Source organism: Conexibacter sp. CPCC 205762 (assembly GCF_030646155.1).
Lineage (GTDB): Bacteria > Actinomycetota > Thermoleophilia > Solirubrobacterales > Solirubrobacteraceae > Conexibacter.
The window spans coordinates 1-6,111 of record NZ_JAUTDN010000085.1; the positions used below are offsets into that span (position 1 = coordinate 1).

5 protein-coding genes and 2 tRNA genes are annotated in these 6,111 nt (G+C 69.8%); 4 read left to right on the plus strand and 3 right to left on the minus strand.

Going from position 1 to position 6,111, the window contains the following annotated elements:
- Positions 1-335 precede the first annotated feature (335 nt).
- Complete coding sequence (locus Q7L73_RS28385) at positions 336-485, minus strand: hypothetical protein (protein WP_304696259.1); 150 nt, start codon at positions 483-485, stop codon at positions 336-338.
- A gap of 80 nt (positions 486-565) precedes the next feature.
- Between Q7L73_RS28385 and Q7L73_RS28390 the strand changes: the two genes are divergently transcribed.
- A complete protein-coding gene (locus Q7L73_RS28390; protein WP_304696261.1) occupies positions 566-892 on the plus strand; it encodes a sigma-70 family RNA polymerase sigma factor in 327 nt (108 codons plus the stop codon).
- A 450-nt stretch (positions 893-1,342) separates the two neighbouring features.
- On the opposite strand, the gene Q7L73_RS28395 is transcribed toward Q7L73_RS28390, so the two are convergent.
- Positions 1,343-1,415: transfer RNA gene (locus Q7L73_RS28395), tRNA-Glu, on the minus strand.
- A 137-nt stretch (positions 1,416-1,552) separates the two neighbouring features.
- On the opposite strand from Q7L73_RS28395, the gene Q7L73_RS28400 reads away from it, so the two are divergent.
- Positions 1,553-1,636 (plus strand) — tRNA-Leu (locus Q7L73_RS28400).
- 56 nt (positions 1,637-1,692) lie between these two features.
- On the opposite strand, the gene Q7L73_RS28405 is transcribed toward Q7L73_RS28400, so the two are convergent.
- The gene (locus Q7L73_RS28405; RefSeq protein WP_304696263.1) at positions 1,693-2,280 is read right to left on the minus strand and encodes a TetR/AcrR family transcriptional regulator; all 588 of its coding nucleotides are present in this window, start codon (positions 2,278-2,280) and stop codon (positions 1,693-1,695) included.
- A gap of 273 nt (positions 2,281-2,553) precedes the next feature.
- Between Q7L73_RS28405 and Q7L73_RS28410 the strand changes: the two genes are divergently transcribed.
- Both Q7L73_RS28410 and Q7L73_RS28415 read left to right on the plus strand, forming a co-directional pair.
- A complete protein-coding gene (locus Q7L73_RS28410) occupies positions 2,554-4,845 on the plus strand; it encodes a PQQ-binding-like beta-propeller repeat protein (RefSeq protein WP_304696265.1) in 2,292 nt (763 codons plus the stop codon).
- 98 nt (positions 4,846-4,943) lie between these two features.
- Positions 4,944-6,111, plus strand: a 1,168-nt coding sequence (locus Q7L73_RS28415) for a sodium:proton antiporter (RefSeq protein ID WP_304715784.1), incomplete at its 3' end; no start/stop codon positions are given.

The window sequence follows — 6,111 nt, forward strand, 5'->3', positions numbered from 1 at the left end:
CCTCGCCGTGATCCTCCAGCACGCGCTGAAGGGCGCATCCGGGCCGGAGGGGGTCGCCGACGCCTTCAGCACGACCTTCGCGTGGGTGCTGGGCCTCTCCGCGATCGCGTTCCTGCCGGCGCTGCTGCTGCCCGGCGGCGACACGGCTCGATAGCGTCCTTCCCAAGCCCTTGAATCAACACCGAATGCGGAGGATTCACCCAGGCGGTTGCGCAGCCCGGTGAGCGCGTGGTGTCTGGCCATCTGATCGAGCGCTGAACGCTGCGCGATCGCTCGACGTCGCTTCGCGTTCCCGATTCGGGGCCGGTCCTTCGCTTACAGACGGCGTCCTCCACTCAGTCGTGCGCCGTGGCGTCAGATCCGTGTTCGGCGGTCTTGGCGGCGCACAGCGCAAGGTCGGCCTCACGCAGCAGTTCGCGTGCGCCGGTACGCGGCGTGGTGAGGGCGACCGCCTGATCGAGCCGTTGGCTGCCGAACGTCTCCACGAAGCAGCGCGACCGCTGCGCGCGAGGGATTGGGCGGCTCAGGCTGCGAAGTGAGCCGGCCGCTCGGCTAAGCTGCCGCCGTGGCCGAGGAGACGCAGCGGCTTGTGCGACTGGCGCAGCGAGGCGATCTTGACGCGTTCGAGCGGCTCGTGGTCGAGTACCGGCGGCCGGTGCACCGGATCGCGACGCGGCTCGTCGGAGCCGATGAGGCGGAGGACGTGACGCAGGGCACGTTCCTGCGTGCCTTCCACTCCTTGAGCGGGTTCCGTAGCGAGGCATCGTTTCGCACGTGGCTGCTGCGGATCGCGTACAACACGGCGCTCAACGCGCTGGCACGACGACGCTCGCGAGAGACGCGCGGCGCGCCTCTTGGAGGTCTTCTACGCCTACTGCGTCGCGCTCGGTGAGCCGCCGCTGGACCAGTTGATCTTGTCCGGGGTCGATGACGAGCACGGCTGGACGAAGGGCGACTGGCAGGTCTGGCGCGCGAGAACCTGGGGCAAGGCGTGCAAGTTCGCCAGGACGATCGTGATCCCGCGGCCGTACGACCTCCGGCATGGCGCCGCCTCGCTCTATCTCGCCGAGGGCCGGAATGTCCACTACGTCGCCAGAAGACCCGGCACGTCGGAGCGGCTCGTTCTCGACACCTGCGGCCACCTGTTCGAGGAGTACGAGGACGCTGATCCGATCGATCCCGAGGCAGAGATTCGTGCGGCGCGCGCGGAGGTCGCCAAGCGCGTCGCGGAAGCGGGAAGTTCGGCTGCTGTGCAAGGAATGTGCAAGAACCAGGACCGCGGCCACTCGCTGTTCCTGACCAGAAACGGAGAAAGCCCCGCGTTTGCAGGGCTTTCTCGGAGTACCGCTACGGGGATTCGAACCCCGGTTTCCGCCGTGAGAGGGCGGCGTCCTAGTCCCCTAGACGATAGCGGCAGGACTGCGCGAGTTGCCGGAGCAACGGCGCGGCGTTCAGAGTAGCAAAGGGGGAGTGGGCGGCGGGGTGCGGGTCGGGTCGGCGGACCGGGACTCATCGCGCGCGCGGACCGTGTACCTTTCCGGGACCGATCCACGCGGCTGTGGCGGAATCGGTAGACGCGCAGGCTTCAGGTGCCTGTGAGCTTCGGCTCGTGGAGGTTCAAGTCCTCTCAGCCGCATCGCAGGAAGGCCCGCTCCCCGGAGCGGGCCTTTCTCGTTCTGGGGGCCGAGCGCGCTATGTCTGCGCCTGGAAGATCGTCTCCAGCAGGTCGAGCGGGTCGCTGACGGCGGTCGTGCGCATCTCGCTGAGCCAGACGCGGTAGGCCGCCGTCGCCCGGCCGACCAGCAGCAGCGTCTGCCAGTCCGGCGCGCTCGGGTCCGAGCGCCGCTGCAGCAGCGCGTCGGCGAGGCCGCGCTCCTGGTCGGCGAGCTGGGCGTTGACGGTGCCGCGCAGGGTGGTCGCGCGCTCGAGGATCTGGAAGGTGCCGATCAGGTCGTCCCAGTTGCCGAGCATGTAGACGGCGAGGTCGCGCAGCGCGCGCTCGAACACCTCGCGGTCGCTCAGCTCCGCTGGGGCGGCGGCGATGGAGCGGTGGACGCGGGCGTCCATCGCCCGATACGGCTCGAGGATCAGGTCTTCCTTCGTGCCGAAGTAGCGGAAGAAGCTGCGCCGGGCGATGTCCGCGGCCTCGCAGATCTCGGCGACCGAGACGGCGTCGTAGCCGCGCTCGCTGAAGAGGCTGATCGCGGCGCTGACGACCGCGGCCTTGGCGGCGGCCTTCTTGCGCTCGCGCATCGAGCCCGCGGGCTGCGTCGTGGTCACCCGCGAAGTGTCGCCGATCGCGCGGGGAAAGTGGCGCCGGCGCCCGTCGCAATGGGAGGGCGGTGCGGGCGCCGGCGCCTGTCGCGAACGGGAGTGTAGGGCAAACTGGCACAGGGTGCCTTTTAGCGTGACGGGTCGTGAATCCTTCTCAGACGGAAATATCTGGAGCCTAAAGGCGAGCTGTGCGTGACCTATGGCATCCTGTGCCTTTAGGCATTTGATGTCATCAGGCAAGTCAGAAGGGGCGCCGTCGCCGGCGTGAGGAGGAACGACATGAACAGCTCGAGCACAGGCAGTCCGACCGCCGGGAGAGCGAGGCGCTGGCTCGGGCCAGGGTTCGCGGCGCTCGTCGCCGTGGTGCTGCTGGCGCTGCTGGCGGGCTGCGGTGGAGACGACAAGAACGACGGCAAGACGACGTCGAGCGTCGACTCCAGCGACAGCAGCCCCGTGCCAGCCGCGGGCACGATCGATCCGTTCAAGCCGGCGAGCGCGAACTGGCCGGTGACCGGTGGTGACTACGGTCACACGTTCCACTCGCCGCTGAGACAGATCGACACGAGCAACGTCGCGAACCTCAAGGGCGACTTCATGCTCGACCTCGCCTCGGGCACGGCGGCGAAGTACTCGCACGAGGAGAACATCCTCGCGATCAACGGCACGCTCTACATCTCGACCGGTGAGAACGACGTCTTCGCGGTCGACACGCGCACGAGAGAGGTCGTCTGGAAGCTGCCCGGCAATCTCGATCCGGAGATCACGACGGTCTGCTGCGGCTGGGAGTCGCGCGGCCTCGGGTACAACGGCACGGACACCCTGTACTCGTCGCGGATCGACGGCAAGGTGCAGGCGATCGACCTCCGCAACGGCAGAGTCAAGTGGGAGTCGAAGGTCTTCGACTGGCACAAGAACAACGCCACCTCGATCGCCGCGCCGCTCTATTACAGAGGCCTCGTCTACATCGGCAACTCCGGCTCGGAGTTCCTCGCGAGAGGCCGTCTGACCGCGCTGGATGCGGAGACGGGCGAGATCAAGTGGAAGTTCTGGACGACGGGCGACGGCAACGATCCGGACGCCGATCCGACGTGGGAGGGCGACTCGGCCAGATTCGGCGGGTCGGGCCTGTGGAACGCGCCCGCGATCGACAAGGAGCGCAACCTGCTGATCTTCGGCACCAGCACGGGCGGTCCCGACGTCAACGGCTCCAGCCGCGGCGGCGACAACCTGTACTCGAACTCGATCGTCGCGGTCGATGCGACGACGGGCAGATACAAGTGGCACTTCCAGCTGGTCCACCACGATCTGTGGGACAACACGGTCTCCAGCCCGGTCGTGCTGTACGACGCGGAAATCAACGGCGAGAAGGTGCCCGCGGCGGCGATCGCGCCGAAGATGCCGTGGGTGTACGCGGTCGATCGTCGTGACGGCAGACCGATCTACCCGGGCAGAGAGACGCCGGTCCCGCAGGCGCCGGAGAACAAGTCGGCCGCGACGCAGTGGATCCCCTCCACGCCGATGCTGATGCCCGACAGGGTCACGGACGAGCAGTACAAGGCGCTGGAGCAGATGATCCGCACCTCGCCGGCGATCCCGAACGCGAGAACGGTGAGAATCAACCGCCCGGTCGACGGCGATCCGGCGTCGCTGGTGTTCAACCCGTCGGGCACCGAGCGCGGCGCGGCGATCACGATCGGCGCGCCGTCCGGCGGCACGACGTGGGCGCCGATGTCGTACAGCCCGGACACGAACATGCTCTACGTCTGCGGCCAGGAGAGCGTCGGCTGGTCGGCGATGGCCCCGCAGGACGGCGTCTTCACCGAGGGCGCGGTCCAGCTCGGCGGCGGGCTCGGCTCGCTCGGCTTCAACACGCCCGGCTACCTGACCGCGCTCGACGCGAACACGAACGAGCCGGTCTGGTCGTACAAGCTGAAGAACGAGAGAGGCAGACCGGAGTCGTGTTACAGCGGCTCCGCGACCACGGCCGGCAACCTCGTCTTCGTCGGCAAGAACGACGGCCATCTGGTCGCGCTCGACGCGCGCACCGGCAGACAGCTGTGGTCCTTCCAGACCGGCGCCGGCGCCAACGCCGCCGCCTCCGTCTTCGAGGTCGACGGCAGACAGAAGGTCGCCATCGTCGCCGGCGGCAACGCGCTCGCCGGCTCGCCCCACGGCGCGAACCTGTGGGTCTTCTCGCTCGACGGCGAGATGAACCAGCTCGACGGGATCCAGACGCCGGGCGAGGCGATCACCCACGCCGGCGAGGATCCGAGAGACGAGGGCGGCGATGACGCGGCCGCGGGCGGCGACGCCGGCAGAGACGTCTCCGCCAGACCGAACCCGGAGAACGGCAGAACGGTCTTCGCCGACAACTGCGCCGTCTGCCACGGCGCCGACGGCAGAGGCGGCAACGGCGGCCCCGACCTCACCGCGATCCCCGACGCGAAGAACTTCGACCCGACGCAGAGACAGGTCGAAGAGGGCGGCGGCGGCATGCCGGGCTTCAGAGACTCGCTCTCCCAGCCGGAGATCGACGACGTCTCCGCCTACGTCAACAGAGGCATCAACTAGACGCGACGCGTCAGATGCCGCCGGCGCCCGTGCGCCGGCGGTGCTGACCTCCGCCGCCGGCAGGCGTCGCACCCGCGCGACGGCGTAACCTGCCTGCGGTGGAGGCGCTGACCGTTGTCGTCGCGGGGCTGCTGACGATCGCTGCCGCGGCGGTGCTCGGCCCACGGCTGCGGGTGGCGCCGCCGCTGCTGCTGGTGGTCGCCGGGATCGTCGTCAGCGTCTTGCCGTTCACGCCGGACGTCGAGCTGGAGCCGGAGTGGATCCTCGCCGGCGTGCTGCCGCCGCTGCTCTACTCGGCCGCGGTCTCGATGCCGGCGATGGACTTCCGGCGCGAGTTCACCGCGATCAGCGGCCTGTCGGTCGTGCTGGTGATCGTGACGGCGGTCGTGCTGGGGCTGTTCTTCAGCTGGGTGATCCCCGATCTCAGCCTCGCCTGGGGGATCGCGCTGGGGGCGATCGTCAGCCCGACCGATGCGGTCGCGACCTCGATCGTCAAGCGGATCGGCGTCTCGCCGCGGATCGTCGCGGTGCTGGAGGGCGAGAGCCTGCTCAACGACGCGACCGCGCTCGTGATCCTGCGCACCGCGATCGCCGGCACGGCGGCGTCGGTGTCGGCATTCGGCGTGCTCGGCGACTTCCTCTTCGCGGTCGTCGCGGCGGTCGCGATCGGCATGCTCGCCGGGCACCTGAACCTGTTCGTGCGCGCGCGGGTGCAGGACGCGACCGTCAACACGCTGATCTCGTTCACGGTCCCGTTCATCGCCTCGATCCCGGCCGAGGAGGCCGGTGCCTCCGGCCTCGTCGCGGCGGTCGTGGCGGGCTTGGTCACCGGCCATGGAGCGCCGCGGCTGCTGTCGCCCCAGCACCGCCTCTCCGACGCGCAGAACTGGCGCACCGTCGAGCTGATCCTCGAGGGCGGCGTCTTCCTCGTGATGGGCCTGGAGCTGTCCGGCATCGTCGACGAGGTCCGCGGCGAGGCGACCGGCGTCGGCGCCGCGGCGGCGATCGCGGCCGGCGGGCTGGCGCTGACGGTGCTCGTGCGCGCCGCGGCGGTCGCGCCGCTGCTGCGGCTGCTGCGCGCCCGCAGCTCGCACGGGGAGCAGCTGAAGCCGCGCATCTCCGACATGCAGGAGCGGCTGGCCGCGCCCGACGCGGCGGAGCAGGTGGCGCAGCTCGGGCGCGGGGGTGGGAGAGGCGGCGAGGGCGGCGGGCGCGGGCGCGGCGGCGCGCGCGGTGGAGGCGGGCGCGGCCAAGTCGGAGGCCAAG

Coding starts and splice junctions, on each gene's coding strand:
- Q7L73_RS28410 (WP_304696265.1), top strand. CDS start 2,554: ATGAACAGCTCGAGCACAGGCAGTCCGACCGCCGGGAGAGCGAGGCGC.